This is a genomic window from Microbacterium sp. SSM24 (assembly GCF_025989145.1).
GTDB lineage: Bacteria > Actinomycetota > Actinomycetes > Actinomycetales > Microbacteriaceae > Microbacterium.
Genome location: NZ_JAPDNQ010000001.1, coordinates 1,540,825 through 1,565,893, shown reverse-complemented (window position 1 = coordinate 1,565,893; position 25,069 = coordinate 1,540,825). Strand labels below are relative to the sequence as shown.

At 71.3% G+C, this 25,069-nt stretch carries 26 protein-coding genes; 11 read left to right on the top strand and 15 right to left on the bottom strand.

Features of this window, described 5'->3' with window-relative positions; translation table 11 throughout:
• Positions 1-85 precede the first annotated feature (85 nt).
• Positions 86-802 (bottom strand): GNAT family N-acetyltransferase, encoded by a 717-nt coding sequence (locus OL358_RS07235; RefSeq protein WP_264709286.1) that lies wholly within the window; start codon positions 800-802, stop codon positions 86-88.
• Between the two features lie 111 nt (positions 803-913).
• Between OL358_RS07235 and OL358_RS07230 the strand changes: the two genes are divergently transcribed.
• From OL358_RS07230 to purU, 3 genes are all read left to right on the top strand, one after another.
• On the top strand, positions 914-2,314 hold the full coding sequence (locus OL358_RS07230; RefSeq protein ID WP_264710250.1) for an MFS transporter: 1,401 nt from the start codon (positions 914-916) through the stop codon (positions 2,312-2,314).
• An 85-nt stretch (positions 2,315-2,399) separates the two neighbouring features.
• The gene (locus tag OL358_RS07225) at positions 2,400-4,013 is read left to right on the top strand and encodes a peptide MFS transporter (protein WP_264709285.1); all 1,614 of its coding nucleotides are present in this window, start codon (positions 2,400-2,402) and stop codon (positions 4,011-4,013) included.
• 34 nt (positions 4,014-4,047) lie between these two features.
• Positions 4,048-4,926 carry a formyltetrahydrofolate deformylase gene (gene purU / locus OL358_RS07220; protein ID WP_264709284.1) on the top strand — a complete coding sequence of 293 codons (879 nt, stop codon included), beginning with the start codon at positions 4,048-4,050 and terminating at the stop codon, positions 4,924-4,926.
• Between the two features lie 140 nt (positions 4,927-5,066).
• On the opposite strand, the gene OL358_RS07215 is transcribed toward purU, so the two are convergent.
• From OL358_RS07215 to OL358_RS07185, 7 genes are read right to left on the bottom strand one after another with little or no spacing between them, the layout of a single operon-like run.
• Positions 5,067-6,707 carry a CDP-alcohol phosphatidyltransferase gene (locus OL358_RS07215; protein ID WP_264709283.1) on the bottom strand — a complete coding sequence of 547 codons (1,641 nt, stop codon included), beginning with the start codon at positions 6,705-6,707 and terminating at the stop codon, positions 5,067-5,069.
• Complete coding sequence (locus tag OL358_RS07210; protein ID WP_264709282.1) at positions 6,691-7,431, bottom strand: RibD family protein; 741 nt, start codon at positions 7,429-7,431, stop codon at positions 6,691-6,693. Before OL358_RS07210 ends, OL358_RS07215 begins: the two co-directional genes overlap by 17 nt.
• Positions 7,428-8,372, bottom strand: a complete 945-nt coding sequence (locus OL358_RS07205; protein ID WP_264709281.1) for a flippase-like domain-containing protein — start codon at positions 8,370-8,372, stop codon at positions 7,428-7,430. Before OL358_RS07205 ends, OL358_RS07210 begins: the two co-directional genes overlap by 4 nt.
• Entirely contained in the window at positions 8,369-9,169 is an 801-nt protein-coding gene (locus OL358_RS07200) for a methyltransferase domain-containing protein (RefSeq protein ID WP_264709280.1), read from the bottom strand. The genes OL358_RS07205 and OL358_RS07200 overlap by 4 nt, the downstream gene beginning before the upstream one ends.
• Positions 9,166-10,188, bottom strand: a complete 1,023-nt coding sequence (locus OL358_RS07195; protein ID WP_264709279.1) for a glycosyltransferase family 4 protein — start codon at positions 10,186-10,188, stop codon at positions 9,166-9,168. The genes OL358_RS07200 and OL358_RS07195 overlap by 4 nt, the downstream gene beginning before the upstream one ends.
• Positions 10,185-10,580, bottom strand: a complete 396-nt coding sequence (locus OL358_RS07190; protein ID WP_264709278.1) for a 6-pyruvoyl trahydropterin synthase family protein — start codon at positions 10,578-10,580, stop codon at positions 10,185-10,187. The genes OL358_RS07195 and OL358_RS07190 overlap by 4 nt, the downstream gene beginning before the upstream one ends.
• The gene (locus tag OL358_RS07185; RefSeq protein ID WP_264709277.1) at positions 10,577-11,551 is read right to left on the bottom strand and encodes a zinc-dependent alcohol dehydrogenase; all 975 of its coding nucleotides are present in this window, start codon (positions 11,549-11,551) and stop codon (positions 10,577-10,579) included. Before OL358_RS07185 ends, OL358_RS07190 begins: the two co-directional genes overlap by 4 nt.
• A gap of 86 nt (positions 11,552-11,637) precedes the next feature.
• Here OL358_RS07185 and OL358_RS07180 point away from each other — a divergent pair, with 86 nt between their 5' ends.
• Both OL358_RS07180 and OL358_RS07175 read left to right on the top strand, forming a co-directional pair.
• Positions 11,638-12,381 carry a CDP-alcohol phosphatidyltransferase family protein gene (locus tag OL358_RS07180; RefSeq protein WP_264709276.1) on the top strand — a complete coding sequence of 248 codons (744 nt, stop codon included), beginning with the start codon at positions 11,638-11,640 and terminating at the stop codon, positions 12,379-12,381.
• On the top strand, positions 12,378-12,794 hold the full coding sequence (locus OL358_RS07175) for a hypothetical protein (protein ID WP_264709275.1): 417 nt from the start codon (positions 12,378-12,380) through the stop codon (positions 12,792-12,794). The genes OL358_RS07180 and OL358_RS07175 overlap by 4 nt, the downstream gene beginning before the upstream one ends.
• On the opposite strand, the gene OL358_RS07170 is transcribed toward OL358_RS07175, so the two are convergent.
• Together OL358_RS07170 and OL358_RS07165 are read right to left on the bottom strand one after the other, a co-directional pair.
• Complete coding sequence (locus OL358_RS07170) at positions 12,791-13,708, bottom strand: serine hydrolase (protein WP_264709274.1); 918 nt, start codon at positions 13,706-13,708, stop codon at positions 12,791-12,793. The two genes, OL358_RS07175 and OL358_RS07170, sit on opposite strands and share 4 nt — an antisense overlap.
• 62 nt (positions 13,709-13,770) lie before the next feature.
• Positions 13,771-15,735, bottom strand: a complete 1,965-nt coding sequence (locus OL358_RS07165; RefSeq protein WP_264709273.1) for a M13 family metallopeptidase — start codon at positions 15,733-15,735, stop codon at positions 13,771-13,773.
• A gap of 69 nt (positions 15,736-15,804) precedes the next feature.
• Here OL358_RS07165 and OL358_RS07160 point away from each other — a divergent pair, with 69 nt between their 5' ends.
• Together OL358_RS07160 and OL358_RS07155 are read left to right on the top strand one after the other, a co-directional pair.
• Positions 15,805-17,130, top strand: coding sequence for an MATE family efflux transporter (locus OL358_RS07160; RefSeq protein WP_264709272.1), 1,326 nt, complete (start codon positions 15,805-15,807; stop codon positions 17,128-17,130).
• Positions 17,131-17,248: 118 nt separating this feature from the next.
• On the top strand, positions 17,249-17,473 hold the full coding sequence (locus OL358_RS07155; protein ID WP_264709270.1) for a hypothetical protein: 225 nt from the start codon (positions 17,249-17,251) through the stop codon (positions 17,471-17,473).
• A 4-nt stretch (positions 17,474-17,477) separates the two neighbouring features.
• On the opposite strand, the gene OL358_RS07150 is transcribed toward OL358_RS07155, so the two are convergent.
• Entirely contained in the window at positions 17,478-18,110 is a 633-nt protein-coding gene (locus OL358_RS07150) for a TrmH family RNA methyltransferase (protein WP_264709269.1), read from the bottom strand.
• Positions 18,111-18,198: 88 nt separating this feature from the next.
• On the opposite strand from OL358_RS07150, the gene OL358_RS07145 reads away from it, so the two are divergent.
• Both OL358_RS07145 and OL358_RS07140 read left to right on the top strand, forming a co-directional pair.
• Positions 18,199-19,554: an Nramp family divalent metal transporter gene (locus tag OL358_RS07145; protein WP_264709267.1), complete on the top strand. Its 1,356-nt coding sequence runs from the start codon at positions 18,199-18,201 to the stop codon at positions 19,552-19,554.
• Positions 19,555-19,576: 22 nt separating this feature from the next.
• Entirely contained in the window at positions 19,577-20,212 is a 636-nt protein-coding gene (locus tag OL358_RS07140) for a metal-dependent transcriptional regulator (RefSeq protein ID WP_264709266.1), read from the top strand.
• An 18-nt stretch (positions 20,213-20,230) separates the two neighbouring features.
• On the opposite strand, the gene OL358_RS07135 is transcribed toward OL358_RS07140, so the two are convergent.
• Complete coding sequence (locus OL358_RS07135; RefSeq protein WP_264709265.1) at positions 20,231-20,923, bottom strand: VIT1/CCC1 transporter family protein; 693 nt, start codon at positions 20,921-20,923, stop codon at positions 20,231-20,233.
• Positions 20,924-20,987: 64 nt separating this feature from the next.
• A complete protein-coding gene (locus OL358_RS07130) occupies positions 20,988-21,947 on the bottom strand; it encodes an SDR family NAD(P)-dependent oxidoreductase (protein ID WP_264709263.1) in 960 nt (319 codons plus the stop codon).
• Between the two features lie 38 nt (positions 21,948-21,985).
• On the opposite strand from OL358_RS07130, the gene OL358_RS07125 reads away from it, so the two are divergent.
• Positions 21,986-22,795 carry an HAD-IIA family hydrolase gene (locus OL358_RS07125; RefSeq protein WP_264709262.1) on the top strand — a complete coding sequence of 270 codons (810 nt, stop codon included), beginning with the start codon at positions 21,986-21,988 and terminating at the stop codon, positions 22,793-22,795.
• A gap of 52 nt (positions 22,796-22,847) precedes the next feature.
• Complete coding sequence (locus OL358_RS07120) at positions 22,848-23,423, top strand: YdeI/OmpD-associated family protein (protein ID WP_264709261.1); 576 nt, start codon at positions 22,848-22,850, stop codon at positions 23,421-23,423.
• A 211-nt stretch (positions 23,424-23,634) separates the two neighbouring features.
• On the opposite strand, the gene pyrE is transcribed toward OL358_RS07120, so the two are convergent.
• Positions 23,635-24,213, bottom strand: a complete 579-nt coding sequence (gene pyrE / locus OL358_RS07115; protein ID WP_264709260.1) for an orotate phosphoribosyltransferase — start codon at positions 24,211-24,213, stop codon at positions 23,635-23,637.
• 76 nt (positions 24,214-24,289) lie between these two features.
• Positions 24,290-24,964 (bottom strand): trypsin-like serine protease, encoded by a 675-nt coding sequence (locus OL358_RS07110; protein ID WP_264709259.1) that lies wholly within the window; start codon positions 24,962-24,964, stop codon positions 24,290-24,292.
• Positions 24,965-25,069 lie beyond the last annotated feature (105 nt).

The window sequence follows — 25,069 nt, the reverse complement described above, 5'->3', positions numbered from 1 at the left end:
GAGGAGAAGTGACGAGCGGAGGAGGATTCCTGCCGGAACGGTCCTCCTTTCGCGACATCTCCTCCCTTCGCGACGGGGACGAGGCTCAGGCCGGGCGCACGAAGAGGTAGCCGCGCTCGTCGTCGAAGCCCCCGATGACGAGGCCCTCGGCAAGCCGGGCGAGGATGTCGTCGCGCACGCGCGCACGCCAGACCGCGGCATCCACCGGGGTCTCCCGGCGCAGGGTCTCGATGTCGTGGGGCACCGCGACCGACGCCACCACCTGCTCCGCGCCGGGAGTGGGCACGGGGGGCGCGGCGAGCGCCCACGACACCATGATGCGGTCGGTCTCGTCGCCGCGGTTGATGCCGTCGTCCATCGGGCCGTAATGGTTGACGAGGTATTCGGTGACGCGCGTTCCGAGTGTGCGCAGGTTGAAGTGGGCGTTGCGGGCGACGAGCGGGTCGAAGGTCCACGTGATGTGCCCGACGTCGCGCGCGAGCGCCCATTCACGCTGGTGCTGCTTGAGCACGCGTCCGAGGCCCCGGCTCTGCAGATCGGGCAGCACCCCGGTGATGTGGCTGTGCATCGAGCGCGCCGCAGGGGCAGAGAAGAACGCGACGGATGCTCCCACCATGCGATCCCCGTCATACAGGCCGACCGCGTAGTTGCCGGAGTGCGCCAGGGCGCGCAGCAGGTTCGGCGGCATGCCTCCGGTGTCGCCGCCCCACACGTCGGCGAGGACTCGCGAGGCCCGGTGGACCTCCTCGACGGTGTCGAGCGGGCGGATGTCGATGCCCGGCGGCGTTTCGGTCTCGGCCATGCGTCCAGTGTGGCACTCGGCACGGGCGGACGCGGAGCCCGTCGCCCCGCACGCGGATAGCCTTGTCCGATGGGCAGACCGGACGAGGACGCGAGAAGACGACTCACCCGGATGCCCCGTCAGGGCGCGATCGTCGCGGTGCTGGCGATCGCGGGCCTGGCGTCGTCGTTCATGTTCACGCTGGTCGTCCCGATCCAGTCGAAGCTGCCCGAGCTCCTCGACGCGAGCCGCGAGGACACCGCGTGGGTCGTGACCTCGACCCTGCTCGCCGCGGCCATCGTCACGCCGATCTCGGGACGCCTCGGCGACATGTACGGCAAGCGGCGCATCGTGCTCGTGCTGCTCGCCGTGCTGGTGCTGGGGTCGGTCATCGCGGCGCTGTCCCCCGGCATCGTGGGGATCATCGTCGGACGCACGCTCCAGGGTGCCGTGGTGGGCGTGGTGCCGCTCGGGATCTCGATCCTGCGCGACGTGCTGCACGAGAACCGGGTCGACACCGCCATCGCGCTCATCAGCGCGACGCTGGGCGTGGGCGGCGCACTCGGCCTGCCGATCAGCGCGCTGATCACCGAGCGCGCCGACTGGCACCTGCTCTTCTGGGTGGCCGCGGGGCTCGGGGTCGTGGTCTTCGGGCTCGTGCTGTGGATCGTGCCGGTGAGCGTGCTGCGCACCGCCGGCCGATTCGACTACGTCGGAGCGGCGGGGCTGAGCGTCGGCCTGCTCGGCATCCTGCTCGCGGTCTCGCGCGGCAACGCGTGGGGCTGGACCGCTCCGCCCACGCTGGCGCTGGGGGTCGGCGGCGTCGTGGTGTTGCTGGTGTGGGGCTGGTACGAGCTGCGGATCGCCGAGCCCCTGCTCGACCTGCGCGTCGCGGCGCGGCGGCCGGTGCTGCTCACGAACATCGCCTCGATCGCGATGGGGTTCTCCCTCTTCGCGTCGAACGTCGTGTATCCGCAGATGCTCGAGCTGCCGGTCGCGACGGGAGGCTTCGGGCTCTCGCTACTGGCGGCCAGCTTCGTGGTCATGCCGGCGGGCGTCGTGATGATGGTGCTGTCCCCGTTCTCGGGGCGGCTCGCCCGCGCCTTCGGGCCGAAGCTGCTGCTCGTGATGGGTGCGATCTCGCTGATCTTCGCGTATGGGTTCACGCTGTTGTTCTCGAGCGAGGTGTGGCAGCTCGTCGTGGCGAACTTCCTCATCGGCGCCGGCATCGGGTTCGGCTACGCCGCCATGCCGATGCTCATCATGCGCTCCGTGCCGCAGTCCGAGACGGGCGCCTCGAACGGCCTCAACGCCCTCTTCCGCTCCCTCGGCACGAGCACCGCGGCCGCCGTGATCGGCGCCGTCCTCGCGACCTACACGATCGACGCCGGAGGGATGCCGGTGCCGACGTCCACCGCGTTCCAGCTGTCGTTCGTGCTCGGCGGTGCCGCCGCCGTCGTGGCCCTCGTCGTGGCGCTGTTCATCCCCCGTCGGCACTCGGCCGAGGAGCGGCATCCGTCACTTCCGGAGTGAGACGCCCGTCTCGCGGGCCGGGGCTACCGCGTGCAGCATCCCCATCGCTAGCCTGACCTCATCCACGGCGGCGACGGGAGCGGGCATGGATCAGCGCGACGATCACGAGGCCGAGCAGATTCCGGTCGGCCCGCCCGACGGTGCCACCGCGGCAGCCGATGCCACGACCCGCCGGGGCGGCAGGGCGGCCACGGCCGCCGAGGCGAGCGGATCGGATGCCGCCGCGACCGCCGCATCCAGTGAAGGCGGCGACCACGACACCAGGTTCTTCGGGCAGCCGTGGGCGCTCGCTCATGTCTTCTTCGTCGAGATGTGGGAGCGGTTCAGCTTCTACGGCATGCAGGGGATCCTGCTGCTCTACATGTACTTCTCCGTCACGCAGGGCGGTCTCGGGATGCCGGAGGCCGTGGCCGCCGGCATCGTCGGCGCCTACGGGGGCACCGTCTACCTCTCGACGATCGTCGGCGCATGGCTCGCGGACCGCGTGCTCGGATCCGAGCGGGTGCTGTTCTACAGCGCGATCGTCATCATGGCCGGCCACATCGCGCTCGCGCTGCTGCCGGGATACTGGGGCCTCGGGTTCGGTCTCATCCTCGTCGCCTTCGGGTCGGGCGGGCTCAAGGCGAACGCGACGGCCGTCGTCGGAACCCTCTACGCGCCGGAGGATGTGCGGCGTGACGCGGGCTTCTCGCTCTTCTATCTCGGCATCAACCTGGGTGCGTTCCTCGGGCCGATCCTGACCGGGTGGGCGCAGGCGACGTGGGGGTTCCACGCCGGGTTCCTTCTCGCCGCCATCGGCATGGCGATCGGTCTCGTGCAGTATTCGTTCGGGCGGCGCGGGCTCCCCGCCGAGGCTCGCGTGATCGCCAATCCGCTGCCCCGGAACCGGTACGGGCTGTGGATCGGAATCGCCGTCGGAGCGGTCGTCGTGCTCGCGGTCCTGGTGCTGGTCCAGGTGATCCGGGCCGACAACCTCGCCCAGGTCGTCATCGTCATCACCGTGCTCGCGGCGGTGGGCTACTTCGTCATCATCCTGACCTCTCGCGCGATCACCGCCGTCGAGCGGTCACGGGTGTTCGGGTTCATCCCGCTGTTCCTCGTGAGCGTCGCCTTCTGGTCGCTCTACCAGCAGCAGTTCACCGTGCTGACGATCTACTCCGACAAGCAGCTGGACCGCCACGTCTTCGGGTTGGAGCTCCCCATTCCGGTGGTGCAGTCGATCAACCCGGTCTTCATCATCATCCTGTCGGGCGTGTTCGCGGCCCTGTGGACGAAGCTCGGCACCCGGCAGCCGTCGACGCCGGTGAAGTTCGGTCTCGCGTCGATCATCATGGGCATCGCCTTCCTGCTCTTCCTCCCGTTCGCAGGCGGAGCGCCCAACTCGACGCCCTTCATCGCGATCGTCGGCATCCTTTTCGTCTTCACGATCGCCGAGCTGCTCCTGTCGCCGATCGGACTGTCGGTGACGACGAAGCTCGCGCCGGCGCGATTCCACACGCAGATGGTGGCGCTGTTCTTCCTTTCGGTCGCGCTCGGCACGTCGATCGCGGGCTGGCTCGCCGGGTTCTACGACCCCGAGAACGACCCGCAGGGCGAGGTCCCCTACTTCCTCTCTCTGGGCCTCATCGCGATCGCCGTGGGTGCGGCGATGCTGCTGTTCGTGAAGCCGGTACTGAAGCTCATGCGCGGGGTGCGGTAGCGGGCGGATGCCGCGGACAGGGCAGAATCGACGCATGGCCGCTTCCCCGCACCTCTCCGCCGACCACGCCTGCCTGATCGTCCACGGCAGCGACCGGCCCGGGATCGTGGCGGCGGTGTCGGCCCTCATCACGCGCAACGACGGCAACATCGTGGCGTTCGACCAGTACTCCGACGATCCGATCGGCGGCGCGTACTTCCAGCGTGTCGTGTTCCATCGTGCGGGCCTGACGGCGGCGCTCCCCGAGATCGAGGCCGACCTCGCCCGCACGCTCGGCGACGGTTTCGATCTGCAGTGGTCGATCACGGACCAGTCCGTGCCGAAGCGCATGGCGATCCTGGCGTCGAAGCAGGACCACTGTCTGCTCGACCTGCTGTGGCGTCACCGCCGCGGCGACCTGCCGGTCACGATCCCGATGGTGATCTCGAACCACACCACCGCGGCCGACGACGTGCGCTCGTTCGGGGTGCCGTTCTTCCACGTGCCGTCGGTCGCGGGGCCGGACAAGTCCGCGTCCGAAGCCGAGATCGTGAAGCTCCTCGCCGGCAACGTCGACTTCATCGTGCTCGCGCGCTACATGCAGATCCTCTCGGCGGACTTCCTCGAGCAGGTGGGGGTGCCCGTCATCAACATCCACCACTCGTTCCTGCCCGCCTTCATCGGCGCCGAGCCGTACAAGAAGGCGAAGGAGCGGGGTGTGAAGCTCATCGGCGCGACCTCGCACTACGTCACCGACGATCTCGACGAGGGCCCGATCATCGAGCAGGACACCGTGCGCGTGACCCACGGCGACAGTGTCGAGGAGCTCGTACGCCGCGGCTCGGACGTCGAGCGTCAGGTGCTCTCCCGCGCGGTGCTGTGGCACGCGCAGGACCGCGTCATCCGCCACGGCAACCACACGATCGTGTTCTGACGCGCGGCCCGCCCCCTGAAATCGAGTCGCCAAGACACGCCGCATGGGCGTACTCGCGGCCGGCGTGTCTTGGCGACTCGAGCACTGACCGAGCACTGACCGAGCACTGGCCGAGCGGTGCCGCACGACCAATACCGGCGTCAGTCGCTGAAGGCGGCGACGAAGCGGTCGCGGAAGGCGTCCATGCGCCACACCGGGGCGGCGGGTGACGGATGCACGCCGTCCTCCCAGCCCCAGGAGGCGATCGCGTCGAAGACCGCGGGGTCCTGGGCGATGATCGTGACGGGAACGTCGTGCCCGGCATCCTCCCCGCTCACGATCTGCCACGGCTGGTGGTCGCCGACGAGCACGAGCACCAGGTCGGGCTGGGCGAACGTCTCGAGGTACGAGAACGTCGCGCCGAGCGTATAGGCCACCGACTCGCCGTACAGCTTCTGCACCCGTTCGCGGTCGCCCCACACGTCGGACGCGGACTCCCCGGATGCCGCCTGCCCCGCGAACACGCGTCCGTCGCCCAGCTGCGACCAGGGGACGAGCTGGGGCAGCGGCGTCCACGGCGTGTGCGACGACACCAGGTCGACCTCCGCCATCATCGGGCCGTCGATGTCGGAGCGACGGGAGCGGAACACGCTCCACGTGAACTGGTCGGGCATGTGCGCGTAGCCGAAGTGCGGGCCCCGATAGCCCATGTTCCGCTCGTCGAGCATGGTGTCGAAACCGTAGAAGTCCCGGCCGGCCTCCCAGGGGCGCTCGTTCGACGGAACGACCGACATCGTGTGCCACCCCGCCGTACCGAACAGCTCGCTGAGGCTGCGGCGGTCGCTGTCGAGAAGACGCGTGTACTTCAGGGGCGAGTCGGCCCACGCGCCGCTCTGCAGCGTGGAGTGCGCGAGCCAGCTGACCCCTCCGAACGTCGGCGAGGTGAGGAACGCACTCCGGGCGGAGAACCCGGCGCCCGCAAGGGCGTCACCACCGTCCGAGAGCGCGCGCTCGACCGGGGCCGTGAACGAGGCCGGCTCGAGCGCGACGCGTCCGTAGGCCTCGACGAACACCATGAGGACGTCCTTGCCGCGCAGCGCCGTGAACAGCTCGTCGGCGGGCTTCGCGGCGAGCGGATCGACCGCGATCGCCCGGTCGAACGCCTGCAGCTCCTGCACGCTCGTGACGGCCCGCTCGGTCGTCGTGACGAGCTCGTCAGCGGAGCGGGATGCCGCCACCGGCACGTCGGGCGTGATCCGGGCGCCGGCGAGCGCGAGCACGATCCACCCCGCCGCGATGCCGGCGACCAGCATCCGTCCGCGTGGCCCGCCGCCGACCGCACCGCCGACCCTCATCGCCGCCATCGAGACGCCCGCGACGACGGCGACGGCCACCAGCGCGACGGCGACGACGGCCGAGGCCGCGCCGACCTGTCCCATCGCGTCGGCGACGACACCGTACCCGTCGGCGATCGCCTTGCCGCCGTCGACCGGGTTGAAGGGCCGGTCGATCGTCAGCCGGAAGGCGAGGTCGAGCGCCGCGATCAGGATCGCGAGGACCACCACCACGCCGAATCCGAGCGCCACCGCGATCCGCAGCGGCCTGCGGACGGCGAGGAGGAGCACGAGCACCACGACGATCGACTCCCCCGGGATCCCCGCGAGCGCCGCAGCGCCCTCGCCGCCGAGCACACCGGGCACGAGGGGGACCAGCACCAGCGTCGCGACCGCCAGCGCGGTGAGCACGGCCGCCCGACGCGAGCCGCGCGCGCCCGCGAACCCGGGGTCAGACCGGCCGTTCACCGTCGGGGGGTCCTTGCGGCTCGTCGCCCGGACCGCGTTCCGCATCGAAGCGGTGCGAGAGCGCGTACCGCAACAGCACGACGTCGGCGATGGGCCGCGTCTCGGTGAGCCGTGCGCGCCTCGACGCGTTCCACGGGAAGCGACCCTCGCCGACGAAGCGCGGTGCCTGCGACTCCCCCACGAAGAACGGGGCGATCACGAGCTGCAGCTCGTCGGCGACGTCCTCCACGAGGAACTGCGTGTGCATGCGCCCGCCGCCTTCGACCATGAGGCGGCGGATGCCGCGCTCAGCGAGATCGTCGGCGACGGCCGCCATCGTGACCTGGTCGCCGAGGGCGGTGACGGTGGCGACCGACCCGAGCGCGCGGCTGATCCTCGCGGAATCGCCGCGAGGGCAGTACACGATCTTCTCGACGTCGCCCTGCGTGAAGAAGGCGGATTCGGGCGACAGGTCGCCGCTCGCCGTGACCGTGACCTTCACGGGGGTCTCCGCGCGACCAGCGGCGCGGCGCAGCATCCGCCGCCGTTCACTGCGCACGAGCAGGCGCGGGTTGTCGCGTCGCACCGTCGAGGCGCCGACCATGATCGCGTCGCTGTCGGCGCGCAGCTGGTCGACGCGGTCGAAGTCCTCGGCGTTGGACATCGCCAGCCGGCGGGGCGCCTCGGTGTCGAGGTACCCGTCGAGCGACATCGCGCAGCTCAGCGTGATGTACGGCCGGGTCATGCGCGGGCCCTCCCGCTGCGACGGCGGATGGCGGATGCCGCGACCACGGCCGCTCCCGGAGCGACGGCGATCATGGCGAGCACGCCGTACGCGGTGGAGGCGGCGATGCCCGCGGCGGCACCGAGCCCCGCGACGCCGAACGCCCAGGCCGCCGCCCCCTCGCGCGGACCCCACCCGCCCAGGCTGAGCGGGATCGACGAGGCCAGCACCGCCACGAGCGCCGCCGCCGCGACGCGTTCCGGCGAGGCATCCACTCCGACGGCGACGCACGCGACGAGGAACGTCGCGACGTGCGCGCCGAGGACGACGACGGATGCCGCCACGACGCGCACCACCGTCCCGGCCGACGCGAAGGCCGACCGCAGCACCGCTCCTTCGTGCGCGAAGAAGGCCCGGACGCGCCGGCTCGCCGCGGCGACGATCGCGAGCACGGCGACCATCGCGACGACGACGAGGAGCACGGCCACGGCCGACGCGGCCGCCGCCGCACCGACGATCGCGAGGACGACGAGAGCGAGGCAGAGCTGCACCGCCTGTCCTGCGGCGCGCTCGGCCGCCACTGCGCGCGTGGCCTGCGCGACCTGGTCGACGCTGCGGCCGTGCGACACGGCACGGTGGACGTCGCCGACGACGCCGCCCGGCAGCACCGTGTTGAGGAACTGCGATCGGTAGTACGCGGCCACCGACTCGCCCCAGCCCAGGCGCAGACCCATCCGCGTCGCGAGCGTGCGCCACCGCCACGCCGCCGCGCACGTCGCCGCCGCGGCGAGCACGACGGCCGCGGCGATCGCGGCCGGCGACACCGCCGCGAGGCCCCGCACGAACGGCTCGGCGCCCGCGACCGCCACGATCCCCACGAGGATCGCCGCACCGGCCGCCGCGCGCAGCCAGGCCTGCCACCGCCCGCTGCGGCTCGCCGAGAGGGCGCGAACGGCGCTCATGACGGCCACGCGAGGAGATCGCGGTGGTGGACGACCACGTGGAGTGCGCCGGCGGCGAGCTGGGCGCGTCGCGTGCGCAGGTACTCGCCCGCCCATTCGGTGAGCGCCGGACGCTCCTCGACGGCGGCGGCGAGCCAGCCCTCCAGCCACTCGGCCACGAGTGCGGGCTCGCGGTCGCCGAGCCGCCAGGGCGAGGCATCCGTCCGCACGGACCATCCGGCCGCGCGGAACAGCCCGGCGGCGAGTGCGACCGCGTCCGGTCCGAGCAGGCGGCGGTCCTCGGCGATCCGGCGCTGGTGGTCGTTGAACGCGGCCGCGAAGACGCGGTCGCCGGGGTCGACCGGGTCGAGCGAGACCCGCCCGTCGACGGTGAGTGCGAACAGGCCCGGTGCGCCGACTCCGATGCAGGCCGCGACGATCGCCTCGACCTCCGGCGCCGACAGCACGTCGAGGAGGGCCGACGTCACGACCAGCGAGGCCCCGGCCAGGTCCTCCGCCCGCAGATGCTCCAGGTGTCCCACGCGCGGTTGCACCGCGGTCACGGGCTCCGGCGGTGCGGCGGCCGCGTGCTCGAGGAGTGCGGCGTTCCAGTCGTGCAGCACCCACGTCTGAGGCGCGGGGAGGCGAGGCGCGAGCCAGCGCATCATCGACCCGGTGCCGCTGCCGAGGTCGTGCACCGTCACCGGCGCGTGCACCAGGCGCGACGCGCGGCGCGCCAGCGGGCGGGACCGGGCCGCGGCATCCGCCTGCTCGCGCAGCGTGAGCCAATCGGCGGACACCGGGATGACGACGCTCACGGCAGGCTCCGCAGCGCTCGGTCGACGGCGCCGGCCGTCTCGATCCAGCCGCGGCGGCGCGGACCCTCGTCCCGTGCCCGGGCGGTGAGGTCCGCGCGCAGAGCGGGGTCCGCCATCCACCGCCGGAGGGCATCGCCCAGGGCGGCCGGCCGATCCGGCGGCACCAGGATCGCGGCCCGGCCCGGCTGGACGGCCTCCGGGATCCCCCCGACACGGGTGGCGACGACGGGGATGCCGCGCCGCAGCGCATCGCCGACGGCCATGCCGTAGCTCTCGGTGCGCGAGGGTGCGACGAGCAGGTCGGCTCGCGCGTAGAGCGCGTCCAGGGCGCGCCCGTGCACGACCCCCGCCCACGTGATGCGCTCGGCGAGACCGGCCTCCGCCGCGTGCGCCGCGATCCGCCGCACGAACCCGGGGTCGGCGGCGACGGACCCGGCGATCGTGCAGGTCCAGCCGGGTCCGAGCGCGGCGAGCGCGTCGACGAGCAGATCCTGCCCCTTGTGCGGGGCGACGACGCCCACGCACAGCAGCGACCCGCCCGTCGCCGTGCCGATCGACAGCGGTGCGGCATCCGATCCCGGAGTCGCGACCACGACCCGGTCGGGTGCCACGAGCGCGCGAGAGACGAGCTCGTCCCGCGTCCATGCGCTCGTGGCGACGACGAGGTTCACGCTCGCCAGCATCCGCCGCTCGTTCTCGAGCTCGGCGGGGTCGGCGTCGTCGAATGCGGCGGTCACCATGTGCACGAGGACCGCCAGACGCAGGCGCCCGGCCGCCGCCGCGAGCGCGGCGACCGCGCCCCGGGCGACGAGGCCGTCGACCAGCACCAGACCGCCGGTGGGCACGCGTCCGAGCGCGGCGCGGGACGCGGCATCCGGTCCTGCCACCACCCACCGCACGTCCCAGCCCAGCCGGCGCAGTCCCTCTGCGACCCGGGCATCGAAGACGTTTCCGCCGCTCACGCGCGCCGGATCGTCGATCCCCTCGGGAACCACGAACCACAGCCGGCGTCCGGTCACAGCTCCACCTCGTACGACGCCCACGCGACGTGCGACTCGTGCAGCGTGACGCCGATCCCCGTGAGGCGCACCTCGCCGAGGGCGCCGTCCCGCACCGCGGCGACGAGCTTGCCGGCGATGGCGCCGCACAGCCGCTCGGTGGTCGTGTTGACCCCGGCGAACTCCGGCTCCTCATCGAGGTTGCGGTACGAGAGGAGCGACAGGATGCCGCGCAGCACCTCGCCCGCCCGCCCGATGTCGACGACCACGCCGTCGTCGCCGAGCGCCGAGGTCCGAAACGTCGCGTCCACGACGTACGTCGCTCCGTGCAGCCGCTGCGCCGGGCCGAAGGCCTCGCCGGTGAGGCTGTGGGCGATCATGATGTGGTCGCGCACCGTCAGGGAGTAGGTCATGCGTCGCTCCAGTCGATCGTGTGGCACAGCCCCGGGGCGGAGCCGTCGGAGATCGCCGCCATCACCGTGGGCAGCTCCCGCCACGACGACTCGCCCGTCAGCAGGAGGTCGAAGACGGGATCGCGCAGCAGCTCGAGGGCGAACGCGAGGCGATCGCGGGTCGTGCGGGTGCCGCGCCGTCGCGGCGACACCATCCCGACCTGGCTCGACCGCAGCGTGAGGCGCCGGGAGTGGAACGCACCGCCGAGGTGCAGGCTCACCGGGCGATCGCCGAACCAGCTCGCCTCGATCACCTCGCCCTCGGTCGCCACGCTGTCGATCGCGAGCTGCAGACCCTCACCGGATCCACTCGTGTGGATCACGAGGTCGCGGTCGCTCGGTGCGCCATCGGGCGGGGCGAACGCGACCCCGAGACCCTCCGCCACCTCGGCCTTCGCGGGATCGACGTCGACGAGCACGACGTCCGCGCCTGGGATGCCGGCAGCCAGGCGCGCGACCGCACAGCCGATCATCCCCGCGCCGACGACGCTGACACGGTCGCCCACGAGCGGCGCGGCATCCCACAGGATGTTCACCGCCGTCTCGACCGCGCCCGCGAGGACGGCGCGACGGGGCGGCACCGCGTCGGGCACGACCGACACCTCCGATGCCGGCACGACGAACCGCGACTGGTGCGGGAAGAGGGTGAAGACCGTGCGGCCGGCGAGCCCGGCCGGCCCGCTCTCCACGACCCCGACATTGAGATAGCCGTAGACGACCGGGCCGGGGAGGTCGCCCGCCTGGAAGGGCGCGCGCATGCGGTCGCGCTCCGTCGCCGGAACCTCGCCCCGGAACACGATCGATTCGGTTCCCCGGCTGATGCCCGTCACGAGGGTGCGCACGACCGCGTCACCGGATCGGGGCTCGCTCAGTGCGACCTCGCGCAGCGACCCCTGCGACGGACCGTCGACCCAGAACGCGGTCGCGGGCATCAGCGCAGCATCCTGCCCGATTGAACCGAACCCCACCCCGGTTCCGTGTCACCGGTGATATCCATGACGGAGAAACGGTGCTCCCCATGCCGAAGGTTCATCTCGCTCCGCTCGCGTCGCTCCTCGCGGGAGTCGCCGGCCTGATCCTGGTCGCGCTCGTCTCCCCGCTGTCGGCGGCCGGATGGACCACCGGACTCGCCTACCTTCTCGCCTCGAACGCCCTGCTCGCCAGGGGGTTGCATCGCCGGGCGATGTGGTCGTTCGGCCCGGCGAACGCGGCCACCGCGACCCGATCGACCCTCGTCGCGCTCGTCACGGCGCTCATCGCGACGAGCTTCACCGCCGCCGTGCCGGTGCCGCTGCTCATCGTGCTGGCGAGCACCGCCCTCGCGCTCGACGCCGTCGACGGCTGGCTGGCGCGCCGCACCCACTCCGAGAGCGAGCTGGGCGCCCGGTTCGACATGGAGGTCGACGCGTTCCTGCTGCTCGTGCTCAGCGCGTATGTCGCGCAGACCCTGGGCGGATGGGTGCTGGTGATCGGCCTGCTGCGCTACGCGTTCGTCGCGGCCGGGTGGGTGCTGCCCTGGATGCGCGCGACGCTGCCGCCGAGGTACTGGCGCAAAGTCGTGACCGCCGTGTCGGGCATCGCCCTCATCGCCGCGGCATCCGGTCTTCTCCCCTCCCCTGCGAGCCTGGCCGTGACGCTCCTCGCCCTCGCCCTGCTGCTCGAGTCGTTCGGCCGCGACGTCGTCTGGCTCGCCGCCCACCGGCTCACCCCGGCCATCCCCGCACACGCGGACCACCCAAGGAATGTGAGGTCGACGACATGAACGACGGCAACCAGAGGGTCCTGTGGGCCCTGCGCATCCTCAGCGCACTGTTCCTGCTCGCCGCGGGCGGCATCCACCTGTACCTCGTCTTCAACGGCGTCGGCGGCATCCTGGGCGTGATGTTCGTGCTCAACGCCGTCGCCGGACTGGTGCTGGCGATCGCGATGGTCGTGCTCAAGGGAAGGATGCTGCAGCTCGCCACCGTGCTGAGCCTGCTGTTCCTCATCGCGACGCTGCTCGCGCTCGTGCTGGCTCTGACGGTCGGCCTGTTCGGCATCCACGAGACGTGGGACTTCATGCTCGTCCCCGAGACCGTGATCGTGGAGTCGATCGGGATCGTGGTGCTCGCGATCACCACCTACACGGTGTTCCGGATGCCCCTCGCCGCCCCCGCGCGACGGTCGGCCGCCTAGAACACGTACTCCATGAGCTCCATGCCGAGCGTGCGGAAGGCCTCGTGCGCGCGCATGCGGTGCATGATCGACAGGTCGTCGAAGCACACGATGAGCGCATAGGACACGCCGGCACGCGGACCCGCCAGCACACCGGCTTCGACGCGGATGCCGGCATCCCGGCCCGTCTTGTTGATGAAGAGCATGCCGTGCTCGTCGTTGTCGTGCGAGAACGGGTCGAGCCCGGTCGCCGAGGCGACGAGCGACAGGTCGTGGTTGCGGCTCAGCCACTCCGCGACCTGCGCACTCACGCCGGGTGAGACGACCTGGGAGTTCACGAGCGCCGCGAAGACCTCGGCGAGCTCGCGCGCCGAGCCCAGCGCGAAGTGCGGTGCGTCATCGGGGCCGCGGACGTCGCGGAAGCGGTCGAGCATCGCCGACCTCGTGAGCCCGAGCTGCTCGATCCGTGCGCGCACCGCGGGGAGACCGACGCGCGACAGCAGCGCATTGGCGGCGAGCGCATCCCCGGTCGATGCGGTGAGCACCGCGAGATCCGACAGCGGCAGTGCCGGCGCCACGAGGTGCTGCCACACGCCGCCGACCGTGACCGTCTCTACGCTCGAGCGATCGATGATCTCGAGCGGATCGAGCGTGCCGGACTCGAAGCCCGCGGCGACCTCGATCAGCAGCGGCACGACGCCGAGACCGGCCACCGGGAGCGTCACGAAGTCGTCGCCGGAGAGCACCGCGTTTCCGCGATCCAGGTCGGTGATGCGCACCGAGATCCTGGTGCCCGACGCGGCGAGATCGTCGAGCGCCTTCAGCGTCGACGTGAACGATCGGCGTCCGGCGGCCGCCCGCCTCGGCGCTCGCCTGCTGGTGCCTCGCCGCGACCCCCGCTGCGACTCGGCATCCTTTCTGGGCTCGGTGCCCACGGTTTCCTTCCGGTGGATTCGGGTGGGAGCGCACGCATCCCCAGGACGCGTGCGGGTGACGCTCACCAGATGGTGACGCGCTGCTCCTTGTCGAGCCACAGCGCGTCGGACTCCGACACGTCGAACGCGTCGTAGAACGCGTCGATGTTGCGGACGATCTGGTTGCAGCGGAACTCGTTCGGCGAGTGCGGGTCGATCGTCAGCAGACGGATGGTCTCGGCATCCCGGCCCTTCTGCTGCCAGATCTGACCCCAGCTCAGCAGCAGCCGCTGCACGCCGGTGTAGCCATCGAGCACCGGTGCCTCGGCACCGCCCAGCGAGATCTCGTAGGCCTTCAGCGCGATGCCGAGGCCGCCGAGGTCGCCGATGTTCTCGCCGATCGTGAGCGCGCCGTTGACCTTGTAGTCCTCGCCGAGGCCCTCGGGCGTGAGCGTGTCGTACTGGGCGATGAGGTTCTTCGTGCGCTCCTCGAACGCGGCACGGTCGTCGTCGGTCCACCAGTCGCGCAGCGAGCCGTCGCCGTCGAAGCGGCTCCCCTGGTCGTCGAATCCGTGGCCGATCTCGTGCCCGATCACCGCGCCGATGCCGCCGTAGTTGGCGGCCGCGTCGCGATCGGCCTCGAAGAAGGGGTACTGCAGGATCGCCGCGGGGAACACGATCTCGTTCATGAGGGGGTTGTAGTACGCGTTGACCGTCTGCGGCGTCATGTACCACTCGTCGCGGTCGATCGGCTGACCGACCTTGGCGAGCTGCCGGTCGTGCTCCCACACGTGCGCACGGTGGACGTTGCCGACCAGGTCGGCCGGGTCGACCTCGAGCGTGCCGTAGTCCTTCCACCGGACGGGGTAGCCGATCTTCGGCGTGAACGCGTCGAGCTTGGCGAGCGCGCGCTCGCGGGTCTCGGGGCTCATCCACTCCAGGTCGGTGATGGACTGCCGGTACGCCTCGATGAGGTTCGCGACGAGCTCGTCCATCGCGTCCTTCGCCGCCGGCGGGAAGTGGCGCTCGACGTACACCCGCCCGATCGCCTCGCCCATCGCGGCCTCGGCGAGGCCGACGCCCCGCTTCCACCGCTCGCGGTTCACCGGGACGCCGGTGAGCTGCGTGCCGTAGAAGGCGAAGTTCTCGTCGACGAAGTCGTCGGAGAGGAAGGCCGCGGCGCCGTGGACGATCGACCAGCGCAGCCACGCCTTCCAGTCCTCGAGGCGCTCCTCCGTGAGCAGCGACCCGAGGCCCTCGACGAAGCTCGGCTGGTAGACGTTGACCTCGGCGAACGCGTCGCCGTGCTCGGGCGCGACGCCGGCGACCCAGGGGCCGAGGTCGACGCCGACGAGCTCCTGCACCTCGGACCACGGCTTCAGGTTGTACGTCGCGACCGCGTCGCGGCTCTTCACGTTGTCCCAGTGGTGGGTGGCGAGCTCGGTCTCGAGCGCGAAGATGCGATCGGCGGATGCCGCGGCCTCGGCCACGCCCGCCAGCTCGAGCATCTTCTGCACGTGCGCGCGGTACGCGATGCGCGTGGCCTCGAAGTTCTCGAGACGGTAGTAGCTCTCATCGGGGAGCGACAGCCCGCCCTGGATGAAGAAGGGCACGTAGCGCTGCGGGTTGCCGGGGTCGGGCTCGATGTAGACGTGCACCAGTCCCGCCACGCCGTCGCGCTCGAGCTCGCCGACCGTGCGCAGGAACGACGGGATGTCGCTCACGGCGTCGACGCGGGCGAGGTGATCGGCCAGCGGCGCGGCGCCCAGCTCGGAGATGCGCGCCGTGTCCATGAAGCTCGTGTAGAGGTCTCCGATCTTGCGGGCCTCGGTGCCCGCCTCGGCGGCCTGCGACTCCTCGACGATCGCGTGGACGTCCTTCTCGGCCTGCTCGGCGATGAGGTGGAACGACCCCCACCTCGCCTTGTCGTCGGGGATGTCGGTACGGTCCAGCCACGCGCCGTTGACGTGACGGAACAGGTCGTCCTGCGGGCGGATCTCGTCGCTGAGCTCGTCGAGCGCGAGACCGGTACGGGGGGCGTCGGTCATGGGTCCAGGATATGTGCCTCCTCCGACCCGAGGGCAAGCCGTGAGGGTGCCCCCGCCTAGGCTCGGACCGTGACGAGCCACCCGCAGACGCTGAACCGCGACATCCTCCGGCTCGCCGTCCCCGCGCTCGGCGCGCTGATCGCGGAGCCGCTGTTCCTCATCGTGGACTCGGCCCTCGTGGGTCACCTGGGCGTCGTGCCGCTGGCCGGCCTCGGCATCGCGTCCGCCGTGCTCCAGACGATCGTCGGGCTCATGGTGTTCCTCGCGTACTCGACGACCCCGGCCGTCGCGCGGCGATTCGGCGCGGGCGATCCGACCCGGGCCGTGTCGGTCGGCATCGACGGCCTGTGGCTCGCGCTGGGGCTGGGCACCGTCCTCGCCCTCGTCGGATGGTTCGCGACGCCGTTCCTCGTCGGCCTGTTCGGGGCGACGCCCGTCGTGACGGACCAGGCCGAGATCTATCTCGGCATCTCGATGTGGGGACTGCCCGCGATGCTGATCGTGTTCGCCGCGACGGGGCTCCTGCGCGGCATGCAGGACACCGTGACGCCGCTGTGGATCGCCGGCATCGGCTTCGGCGCCAACGCACTGCTCAACTGGCTCTTCATCTACGGGTTCGGCTGGGGCATCGCCGGCTCCGCCGTCGGCACCGTCGCCGCGCAGTGGGGCATGGTCGCCGCGTACGTGCTCGTCATCGGTCGCCTCGCGCGCCGGCACGCGGCATCCGTCCGCCCTCATCGGGACGGCGTGCGGGGCTCGGCGCGCTCCGGCGGGTGGCTCTTCCTGCGCACGGTGTCGCTGCGCGTCGCCCTGCTCGCGACGGTGGCCGTGGCGACCGCGCTCGGCACCGACGAGCTCGCCGGCTGGCAGGTCGCGTTCACCATCTTCTCGACGGCGGCCTTCGCGCTCGACGCTCTCGCGATCGCCGCACAGGCGCTCATCGGCAAGGGCCTCGGCGCCGACGACCTGCCGCTCGTGAAACGCGTGCTCGGCCGGACCCTGGCGTGGGGCGCGTGGTTCGGGGTGATCGTGGGCGTCGTGATCGGCGTGTTCTCGGGCGGCATCGGACTGCTCTTCACCGGGGATCCGGCGATCGCGGCCCTCGTGCAGCCGGCGCTGATCGTGCTCGCGATCGCGCAGCCGCTGTGCGGAGTGGTGTTCGTCCTCGACGGAGTGCTCATCGGCGCGGGAGACGCCAAGTATCTCGCCGTCGCGGGCCTGCTCAACCTCGTGCCGTACATTCCCGCGCTCGTGCTCGTGGCGGCGATCCATCCGAGCGGCGCCGCCGGCCTGGCCTGGCTGGCGGTGGCGTTCTTCGGCGTCTACATGCTGGCGCGGCTGGCGACGCTCGGCTGGCGCGTGCGCGGCACGGCCTGGACGACCATCCCCGCTTAGCCGCTTCTCCCCACCCCTCGATCGCCCGCGGTCATCCACAGATCCCGGGCCGGGCCGTCGCGATCAGGTCGTGCGTGACATCGTCGGAGGACGACGCCATCATGAAGGAGTGCTGACCGTGACCGAGCCCCAGGTGTGGACCCTGATCGGCGTCTTCGCCGCGGCGATGCTCGGCGTCCTGACCCTCGTTTCGACGCTCTTCATCAACGTCGTCCGCAGCGAGATCGGCGGTCTGCGCAGCGAGTTCCGCAGCGAATTCCGCCGCTTCGAAGACAAGCTCGACAACCTCGATCGCGATGTCCAGGCGCTGATGCGCCACACCTTCGGCATCGACCGGGACTGACGACTCACGCCCAGCGGCGGCACCACTCGTACATCACGACGGCACCGGCGGCGCTCGCGTTGATGGAGCGGGTGGAGCCGTACTGGGTGATCTCGATGACGGCGGATGCTGCGGCCAGTGCCTCCGGCGAGAGTCCCGGCCCCTCCTGCCCGAAGAGCAGCACGCACCGCTCGGGGAGGTCGGCGCGGTCGAGCGCGACCGAGCCGTCGACGTTGTCGATCGCGAGGATGGGGAGGGACGCGGCATCCGCCCATTCCTGGAATGCGGCGAGGGTCTCGTGGTGGCGTACGTGCTGGTACCGGTCGGTCACCATCGCGCCGCGGCGGTTCCAGCGGCGGTTTCCGATGATGTGCACCTCGGCGGCGAGGAACGCGTTGGCGCTGCGCACGATCGAGCCGATGTTCATGTCGTGCTGCCAGTTCTCGATGGCGACATGGAACCCGTGGCGGTGGGCGTCGAGGTCGGCGACGATCGCGTCCATCGTCCAGTAGCGGAAGGCGTCGACGACGTTGCGGGTGTCGCCGTGCGCGAGGAGCTCGCGGTCGTAGCGCGGGTCGTCGGGCCAGGCATCCGGACCGCCGGGCCAGGGTCCGACCCCGTGGGGCAGCGTGGGCTCGTCGGGGGTCGGCTCGGTCACCGGCTCAGGCTATCCCGAGCCGGTTCATCCCGGATCCTCGACAGCGACGGGACTTTTCGGCGGACCGAAATCTCGGTAGAGTTTCGGTGTGCCGAAAAGTTCCACCGCCGTCGACGTCGCGGCGAGCGCCCGCTCGACCTCTGTTCCGCGTGCGGCGTGGCTGATCGGGCCTGCGCTCGTCGCGGGTGTCGCGTACCTCGACCCGGGCAACGTCGCCAGCAACATGACCGCCGGAGCGGTGTACGGCTACCTCCTGGTGTGGGTGGTGGTGCTCGGCAACGTGATGGCGTGGCTGATCCAGTACCTCTCCGCGAAGCTCGGGATCGTCACCGGCCGCAGCCTGCCGGAGACGCTCGGCACCCGGATCCGCAATCGCTGGGGCCGCCGCGCGTACTGGCTGCAGGCCGAGCTCGTCGCGATGGCGACCGACATCGCCGAGGTCATCGGAGGGGCGGTCGCCCTCAACCTGCTGTTCGGCGTGCCGCTGCTGTGGGGCGGGCTGATCACGGGCACCGTGTCGATCATCCTCCTGCTCGTGCAGTCGCGCCGCGGGGCGAAGACGTTCGAGTTCGTCGTCATCGGACTCGTCGTGATCATCGCGATCGGCTTCACGTACGGCGTCTTCGTCGCGCCGCCCGACCCGGCCGGCGTCGTGGGCGGTCTGGTGCCGCGCTTCGAGGATTCCGGCTCGGTGCTGCTCGCGGCATCCATCCTCGGCGCCACGATCATGCCGCACGCCATCTATGCGCACAGTGCGCTGGCACGAGACCGCTTCGCGCCCGCCGCGGCGTCCGCGGCGGACCGCCCCGTGCGCGGGACGGCGCCGGAGTTCGGCGACGAGGGACCGGGCGCCCGGGTTCCCGCGCCGCTCGAGGAGCTGCGCGGCATCCCGACCGCCCGGCTGCTGCGAGCGACGAAATGGGACGTGACGATCGCGATGCTCATCGCGGGCACGGTGAACCTCTGCATCCTGCTACTCGCGGCGGCCAACCTCGCCGGCGTTCCCGGCACCGACACCCTCGAGGGCGCCTACGCGGCGCTGTACGCGGGTCTCGGACCCGCGGTCGCGACCCTCTTCGCCGTGGGACTGCTCGCGAGCGGCCTGGCATCCACGTCGGTCGGCGCGTACGCGGGCGCCGAGATCATGCACGGACTGCTGCACATCCGCGTGCCCCTCATCGCCCGTCGCCTGGTCACGCTGATCCCGGCGCTCGTGATCCTCGGCATCGGCGTCGACCCGACCCTCGCGCTGGTGCTCAGCCAGGTGGTGCTGTCATTCGGCATCCCGTTCGCCCTCATCCCGCTCGTCGCGCTGACCGCGAAGGCCGATGTGCTCGGCCGGTTCCGCAACCGCGCGCTCACGACGGTCGCGGGGGTCGCGGCATCCGTGTTCCTCATCGCCCTGAACGCGATCCTGCTGTGGCTGGTGCTGACGGGCTCGTGAGCGCCGCGAGTAGCCTGGGACGGTGCCCTCGCCCGCGATCGACGACTACCTGAAGACCATCTACCACCACACCGAGTGGCAGAGCGCGCGCATCACGCCGTCGCAGCTGGCCGCCGAGCTCGGGCTCGCACCGTCGAGCGTCACCGAGATGGTGCAGAAGCTCGCGGCGCAGGGCCTCGTCACCCACCGCCCCTACGGTCCCATCGCGCTCAGCGACGCCGGCGAGAAGCGGGCGGCGGCGATCATCCGACGCCACCGGCTCATCGAGACGTGGCTCGTGAGCGAGTTCGGGTACGCGTGGGACGAGGTGCACGACGAGGCCGAGGTGCTCGAGCACGCGATCAGCGACCGGCTCCTCGAGGGCATCGACGAACGGCTCGGAAGGCCCCGGTTCGATCCTCACGGCGATGCGATCCCGGATGCCTCCGGGCATGTCGAGCGCGCGCCGTTCGTGCTGCTCTCGGAGGCGTCGGCGGGGCACGCCGGACGCGTCCTGCGGGTGAGCGACCGCGACCCCGAGCTGCTCCGCGCCGTCGAGGCGGCCGGCGTCTCCGTGGGGGCGGCCGTGTCGGTGACGGATGCCGCGACCCTGCGCCTCGGAGACGTCGAGGTCGAGCTCCCGGACGCCGCGGGCCACGCCGTGTGGCTCAGCGCCTGACGGCGGACCGTCCGAGAGTCAGAAGAACGCGAGGCCGGCGAGGTAGCTCACGGTCATCGTTCCGAGGCCGACGATGAGGCTGCGGCGCAGCATCCGGAGCGCGGAGAGCCTGCCCAGTCCCGCCGCCACCAGCGACGTGAGGGTGAGCGAGACGACGACGGCGATGAGGATGACCCAGCTCTCGATCGCGACCGGCGCGAAGTAGGTGATGAGCAGCGGCACGGCCGCGCCGATCATGAAGGCGAGGGCGGCCTCGACCCCCGCCCACCACGGCGCCGAACGGGACATGATCTCCTCGACCCCGTAGTCCGCGTCGAGCTGGGCGGCGACCGGATCGTGGGCCATCAGCTGCTCGGCCACCGCCTGGGCCGTCGTAGCGTCGAGTCCCCGCTCGCGCCAGTGGGAAGCGAGAGCCGCGAGTTCGCCGTCGGGGTCGCGCGCCACCTGGTCGGCCTCGTGCTGCGCCATCTCCAGCTGCGTCTCGCGCTCGGCCGCGACCTCGGCCCACTTCGCGCCGCCGGCGCTGAGTCCGCCCGCGAGCAGGGTCGCGCTCGCGGTGAAGAGGAGGAGGCGATCGCCCGCGCCCGCACCCGCGAAGCCCAGCAGCACGCCCGCGGTCGAGATGATGCCGTCGTTGGCGTCGATCGCCCACGACGACTCCCGCACGCGTGTGCGGAAGCGCGACCACAGCGACACGTCCGGCGACGTCATGCGACCTCCCACCCGCAGTCTGCCAGCACTCGGCGTGGCTCGATGCCGGGGTGCGGGGGCATGATCAATGCCGGCTGGCGGCTGCCGCCTTCGCGAAGGGCCAGCGGACGCCGGTCGCGTGCTCGGCCGCCTTCCACAGGCGGACGGCGACCTCGTCGTCGCGCGTGATCCTCGACGCCGTCTGGCGGCGCGGCACGCCGCGGGCGACCGTTCGCGGACCCCAGAACTCACCGCCCTCGATGTCGGGATCGACCAGTGCCCGCACGAGCGACCAGGCGCCCTTCTCCTTCGACTGCGCGATGGCGGCCTGGAGGTTGTCGCGGAACCGCTTCGCGCGGGTCGGGGAATTCACGCCCGCGATCCCGGGTGTGCGGCCGCTCGTGGAGTAGCCGGGGTGCGCGACGACGCTGTCGACGGGAACTCCGGCATCGCGCAGGCGGCGGTCGGCCTCGAACCCGAGCGCCGTCGTCGCGATCTTGGACTGCACGTACGCGCGCCACGCCGTGTAGCCCTCGGTCAGCTGCGGGTCGACCGGATCGTACGGGGTGAGCGAGGTCGACATGCTCCCGAGCCACACCATGCGGCCCTCGCGGGCGGCGAGCGAGGTGAGCAGTTCGCCGGCCAGGGCGAAATGGCCGAGCGCGTTCGTCGCGAACACGACCTCGTGGCCATCCACCGTCGTCTCGCGCGTCTTCGGCGGGTGCACGATCCCCGCGTTGAGCAGCACGCCGTCGAGGCCGCCGCGACCGCGCACGCTGGCGGCCGCCGAGCGGACCGATCCCAGGTTGCTGGTGTCGAGGACGAGCGTCTCCGCGGCGTCGGGCGCAGCATCCGGAACCCTGCGGCGGATCGCGGCGCGTGCCGCCGACAGCCGGTTCGGGTTGCGACCGGTCATGTAGACGCGGGCGCCGGCGCGCACGAGCTGCTCCGACGCGAAGTAGCCGAGGCCCTTGTTCGACCCCGTCACGAGGTAGGCGCGACCGGACAGGTCGGGGAGGCTGCGGGGATCCCAGGTCGACGCCACGACTCCGACCATAACCCCCGCGGCCATAGGCTGGGCGCATGCGGACCCGCGCCGAGATCGAATGCTGGCTGACCGACATGGACGGCGTGCTCGTCCATGAGAACACCCCGATCCCGGGGGCCTCCGAGGTGCTCGAGCAGTGGCGCGAATCCGGCACCCCGTTCCTCGTGCTGACGAACAACTCGATCTTCACGCCGCGGGACCTCTCGGCGCGGCTGCGGGCGTCGGGGCTCATCGTGCCGGAGGAGTCGATCTGGACCTCCGCGCTGGCGACGGCGGACTTCCTGAAGTCGCAGATGCCGGGCGGATCGGCGTTCGTGATCGGCGAGGCGGGTCTCACGACCGCGCTCCACGAGGCGGGCTTCATCATGACCGAGACCGACCCCGACTACGTCGTCGTCGGCGAGACCCGCAACTACTCGTTCGAGGCGATCACGAAGGCGATCCGCTTCCTCGGCGCGGGTGCCCGGTTCATCGCGACGAACCCCGATGCCACGGGCCCGTCGACCGAAGGCGTGCTGCCCGCAACCGGTGCGATCTCGGCGCTCATCACGAAGGCGACCGGCATGGAGCCGTACGTCGTCGGCAAGCCGAACCCGATGATGTTCCGGTCGGCGCTCAACCGCATCGGCGCGCATTCCGAGAACACCGGAATGATCGGCGACCGCATGGACACGGATGTCGTCGCCGGCATCGAGGCGGGACTGCACACCGTGCTCGTGCTGACGGGGATCAGCGATCCCGCCGAGATCCAGCGGTATCCGTTCCGCCCGGACGAGGTGCTGAACTCGGTCGCCGACCTGCTGTCGCGGGATCCGGTCGAGTCGGAGCTTCCCGAGGGGATCTAGCCGCGCCGATTCGCGGACAGGATGCGTCCGCGGTCGCCGGTAGGGTCGCGGCATGGGTGCGCTCGACGACGGTGAACGAGTAGAGGCAGCGGATGCCGCGGCCTGGCGCGACTGGTTGCAGGCCAACCACGGCACGTCGAAGGGCGCGTGGCTCGTGCGGGCACGGCGCGACTCGGGACTCACGTTCGTCGATTACGAGGACGCGATCCGGCACGCGCTGTGCTTCGGCTGGATCGACGGTCCGGTGCGCACGTTCGACGAGGCGCGCGGCGGGCTGTGGTTCGCGCCCCGGCGGCCGTCCAGCGGCTGGGCGGCCACGAACAAGGCGAGGCTCATCGAGCTCGAAGCGGCGGGACTGATGACCGAGGCGGGCACGCGGGCGGTCGAGGTCGCCAAGGCCAACGGCGCGTGGACGGTGCTCGACAACGCCGAAGCCGGCGTCGAGCCCGACGACCTCGCGGCGGCGCTCGACGCCGTGCCGGCCGCCCGGATCGCGTGGGATACTTTCCCCCCGTCGGCGAAGAAGCTCGGAATCTCGACCGTCGACATGGCGCGCCGGCCCGAGACGCGTGCGGCGCGCGTCGCGAAGATCGTGGCGGATGCCGCGGAGGGGAAGCGACCCGCATGACCGGCTTCGAGCAGAACCTGCTGTTCGGCGCGACCGCGATCGTGCTCGTCGGCACGCTCATCGTGTTCGTGTGGCAATGGCGGCGCAACCGTCGCGACGACGACTGAGCGGTTGTCGCGTTCGGGTTCCGGCGCGTTGCGGTTGTCGCGCGCGCGGGGCCTTGGGGTGCTCGGTCGGCGGCCGCGTGCTGAGCCGGCGGCGGCGGGGTGCGTTACTGCGGGGTGAGGCCGAGGTCGTCGAGGTCGATGGCGGCGAGCCACTGCAGACCCTCGGCCTCGACCGCGGCCTGGGCGCCGGTCCTGCGGTCGACGATCACCGCGACGGCGACGGGCTCCGCACCTTCACGTCGGAGTGCCTCGACGGCCTTGAGCGCGGACTGGCCGGTGGTCGAGGTGTCTTCGAGTACGACGACACGCTTGCCGGCGACATCCGCTCCTTCGACCTGCCGTCCGCGACCGTGATCCTTGGGCTCCTTGCGGACGACGAAGGCGTCGAGCGGACGCGGAGTGCGCGCGGACTCATGCATGACGGCGTTCGCGATCGGGTCGGCGCCGAGGGTGAGTCCGCCGACCGCGACGATGCCGTCGACGTCGCGCACGAGATCGAGCATGATGCGGCCGATCGCCGGCGCCGCGCGGTGGTCGAGGGTGAGCTTGCGCATGTCGACGTAGTACGTCGCCTTCTTGCCGCTCGACAGCGTGAAGTCGCCGTGGAAGACCGCCTCGTCCTGGATCAGCGCGATGAGGTACTGGCGGTCGGCTTCGAGCTCGGGCGTGGAGGCGGCGGTCATGGGTCAGAGTCTACGGATGCCGCGCACGCGACGACGCCGATGCGACCGCGTGGTCGCACCGGCGTCGCGCGCGTGGTCAGTCGAGGAAAGTGCTCACCCAGGCGAGGTCGTCGGCGCGATCGACGCGATACACGCCGCCGGTGCCTGCGCACGTCGAGTTCTTGCCGAAGGAGGTCACTCCGCCGATGACATTCGATGAGCCGATGAAGTTCGGCCCGCCGGAGTCGCCGGAGCAGGTGCCGCCGGTGTGGGCGTTGTTGGACAGGATCATCGAGCCGTCGCCCGTGTACCCGGTGTTGATCGAGATGAGCTTCGGCGTCGACACCATGCGGGTCTTGAGGGCCTGATCCTTCCACGCCGCAGCGTCGGGGAAGCTCTTCTGCAGGCCGTAGCCGACAGCCGTGAACCACGCCGACTTCTTCGCACTCTTCGCGTAGGTGTCGAGCTGGTTCAGCCCTGGCAGCTGTGCGTACGCGACACCGGTCACCGGCGTATCGAGCACCACGACGCCGAGATCGTAGAGGTAGAACGCGTTGTCGTCGTACTGCGGATGCGTGTACGGCGTTCCGCTCACCTGCCCGCTGAACGGATAGCCGAAGGCGGCCGGGGTGGGTTCGAGATTGCTCTGGAACCAGATCTCCACGTGTTCGGCGCCGAAGGTGCAATGGCCCGCCGTGATGTACACGGTCGGTGAGATCAGCGTGCCGCTGCATCTCCACAGCGGATCGCCGTCGGCGGTCTGAGCCACCATGAGCCCGACGTTCGGATGAGCGTTTCCGTCCGGAACGCCGTCCGTGATCGCTTGAGCCGGCGACGAGCTGAGTCCGATCAAAAGCAGGGCCGCAGCTACGGCGGC

Bases quoted from the DNA above. Each gene is read 5' to 3' on its own strand.
- OL358_RS07235 (WP_264709286.1), bottom strand. From the start codon at position 802: ATGGCCGAGACCGAAACGCCGCCGGGCATCGACATCCGCCCGCTCGAC.
- OL358_RS07230 (WP_264710250.1), top strand. From the start codon at position 914: ATGCCCCGTCAGGGCGCGATCGTCGCGGTGCTGGCGATCGCGGGCCTG.
- OL358_RS07225 (WP_264709285.1), top strand. From the start codon at position 2,400: ATGGATCAGCGCGACGATCACGAGGCCGAGCAGATTCCGGTCGGCCCG.
- purU (WP_264709284.1), top strand. From the start codon at position 4,048: ATGGCCGCTTCCCCGCACCTCTCCGCCGACCACGCCTGCCTGATCGTC.
- OL358_RS07210 (WP_264709282.1), bottom strand. From the start codon at position 7,431: ATGACCCGGCCGTACATCACGCTGAGCTGCGCGATGTCGCTCGACGGG.
- OL358_RS07205 (WP_264709281.1), bottom strand. From the start codon at position 8,372: ATGAGCGCCGTTCGCGCCCTCTCGGCGAGCCGCAGCGGGCGGTGGCAG.
- OL358_RS07190 (WP_264709278.1), bottom strand. From the start codon at position 10,580: ATGACCTACTCCCTGACGGTGCGCGACCACATCATGATCGCCCACAGC.
- OL358_RS07185 (WP_264709277.1), bottom strand. From the start codon at position 11,551: ATGCCCGCGACCGCGTTCTGGGTCGACGGTCCGTCGCAGGGGTCGCTG.
- OL358_RS07180 (WP_264709276.1), top strand. From the start codon at position 11,638: ATGCCGAAGGTTCATCTCGCTCCGCTCGCGTCGCTCCTCGCGGGAGTC.
- OL358_RS07175 (WP_264709275.1), top strand. From the start codon at position 12,378: ATGAACGACGGCAACCAGAGGGTCCTGTGGGCCCTGCGCATCCTCAGC.
- OL358_RS07165 (WP_264709273.1), bottom strand. From the start codon at position 15,735: ATGACCGACGCCCCCCGTACCGGTCTCGCGCTCGACGAGCTCAGCGAC.
- OL358_RS07135 (WP_264709265.1), bottom strand. From the start codon at position 20,923: ATGACGTCGCCGGACGTGTCGCTGTGGTCGCGCTTCCGCACACGCGTG.
- OL358_RS07125 (WP_264709262.1), top strand. From the start codon at position 21,986: ATGCGGACCCGCGCCGAGATCGAATGCTGGCTGACCGACATGGACGGC.
- OL358_RS07120 (WP_264709261.1), top strand. From the start codon at position 22,848: ATGGGTGCGCTCGACGACGGTGAACGAGTAGAGGCAGCGGATGCCGCG.
- pyrE (WP_264709260.1), bottom strand. From the start codon at position 24,213: ATGACCGCCGCCTCCACGCCCGAGCTCGAAGCCGACCGCCAGTACCTC.
- OL358_RS07110 (WP_264709259.1), bottom strand. From the start codon at position 24,964: ATGGTGGCTCAGACCGCCGACGGCGATCCGCTGTGGAGATGCAGCGGC.